Annotated in this window: 1 protein-coding gene; it reads right to left on the bottom strand. The window is 61.5% G+C overall.

The features are described from left to right. The coding region (locus tag C7436_RS18760; RefSeq protein ID WP_265936666.1) for a beta strand repeat-containing protein at positions 1–2,110 on the bottom strand (2,110 nt) is incomplete at its 3' end. Positions 2,111–2,301 lie beyond the last annotated feature (191 nt).

Here is a 2,301-nt window from a genome sequence, read left to right as displayed (position 1 = left end):
TTGGCGCCACGTCCGTGGTGGTGCCGGACAGGTTCACGGTCTGCGCGGTGTTGTCGACGGTGTCGACAGAGACGGTCAGATCACCGGCGGTGGCATCGAAGGTGCCGTTGGCCGAGTCGGTGACGGCATTGCCGTTGCGATCCTGTGCTAACGCTTCCACGGTCAGGTCGCCGTCGACCAGGCTGGAGATGTCGACGCCGGACAGGCTGTAGGAGCCATCGGCGCCGACAGTCGTGGTGGTGTTGACGAGATTGCCAGCGGAATCGGTGATGGTCACGTTAACCTGGCTGTTTGGTGCCACGTCCGTGGTCGAGCCGGACAGATCGGCGGTCTGGTTACCGTTATCGACATTGGCAATGGCCACGGTCAGAGTACCGGCGGTGGCATCCAGGGAGCCGTTGGCGGAGTCAGTGACGGCGTTGCCGTTACGATCCTGAGCTGTGGCTTCGATCGTCAGGTTGCCATCGACCAGGCTGGCGATATCCACGCCGGTCAGGGTGTAAGAACCATCAGTGTCGACAGTAGCGGTGGTACTAACAACGTTGCCGGCGGAGTCGGTGATGGCAATGTCGACCTGTTCATTCGGCGTCACGTCGGTGGTGGTGCCGGACAGGTTCACGGTCTGCGCGGTGTTGTCGACGGTGTCGACAGAGACGGTCAGATCACCGGCGGTGGCATCGAAGGTGCCGGTTGCCGAGTCAGTGACAGCATTGCCGTTACGATCCTGCGCGGACGCTTCCACGGTCAGGTTGCCATCGACCAGGCTAGCGATATCCACGCCGGTCAGGGTGTAGGAACCATCGGCGTCGACCGTGGCGGTGGTATTAACGACGTTGCCGGCGGAATCGGTGACGGTTAGGTCAACCTGGCTGTTCAGGGCCACGTCCGTGGTCGAGCCGGACAGATCGATGGTCTGGGTACCGTTATCGACATTGGCAATGGCCACGGTCAGATCACCGGTAGTCGCATCAAGTGAGCCTGCCGCCGAGTCGGAGACAGCGTTGCCGTTACGGTCCTGAGCCGTGGCTTCCACGGAAAGGTCGCCATCGACCAGGCTGGAAATGTCTACGCCGGTCAGAGTGTAAGAGCTATCGGTTCCAACAGTGGCGGAGGCGTTGACGACATTGCCTGCGGAGTCAGTAATTGTGACGCTGACCTCCTCATTCAGCGCCACATCGGTGGTCGTGCCGGACAGATTCACGGTTTGCGCGGTGTTATCGACGGTGTCCACGGAGACGGTCAGGGCACCGGTGGTGGCATCAAGGGCACCGTTGGCCGCGTCAGTCAGGGCGTTGCCGTTACGATCCTGCGCGGATGCTTCCACAGTCAAGTTGCCATCGACCAGGCTGGAGATGTCGACGCCGGTCAGGCTGTAGGAGCCATCCGCACCGACGGTGGCGGTCGCGTTAACGACGTTGCCAGCGGAATCGGTGATGGTGATATCGACTTGTTCATTCGGGGCCACGTCGGTAGTGGTACCCGACAGATCAATGGTCTGGGTACCGTTATCGAGATTAGCAATGGTCACGGAGAGATCGCCAGCAGTGGCATCAAAGCTGCCGGTGGCCGAGTCGGTGACGGCATTGCCGTTGCGATCCTGTGCGGAAGCGTCCACGGTCAGGTCGCCGTCGACCAGGCTGGAGATGTCCATGCCTGTCAAGGTGTAGGCACCGTCAGCGTCGACCGTGGCGGTGGTACTAACAACGTTGCCGGCGGAGTCGGTGATGGTAATCGCAACTTGCTCATTCGGCGCCACGTCCGTGGTGGTGCCGGACAGGTTCACGGTCTGCGCGGTGTTGTCGACGGTGTCGACAGAGACGGTCAGATCACCGGCGGTGGCATCGAAGGTGCCGTTGGCCGAGTCACTCACAGCATTGCCGTTGCGATCCTGGGCCGTGGCTTCGACCGTCAGGTTGCCATCGACCAGGCTGGCAATATCCACGCCGGTCAGGGTGTAGGAACCGTCAGCGTCGACCGTGGCGGTGGTATTAACGACGTTGCCGGCGGAGTCGGTGATTGTCACCTCAACTTCGCTGTTCGGGGCCACGTCGGTGGTGGTACCCGACAGATCGATAGTCTGGGCATCATTATCGACGTTGCTAATGGTCACGGCGAGATCGCCAGCAGTGGCATCAAAGCTGCCGGTCGCCGAGTCGGTGACGGCATTGCCGTTGCGATCCTGTGCGGAAGCGTCCACGGTCAGGCTGCCATCGACCAGGCTGGAGATGTCGACGCCGGTCAGACTGTAGGAGCCATCCGCACCGACGGTGGTGGTCGCGTTAACGACAATGCCAGTGGAAT

It is taken from the genome of Marinobacter nauticus, from assembly GCF_003634635.1.
GTDB classification, from domain to species: Bacteria; Pseudomonadota; Gammaproteobacteria; order Pseudomonadales; family Oleiphilaceae; genus Marinobacter; species Marinobacter nauticus.
This window is presented reverse-complemented; position numbering and strand designations above follow the sequence as displayed.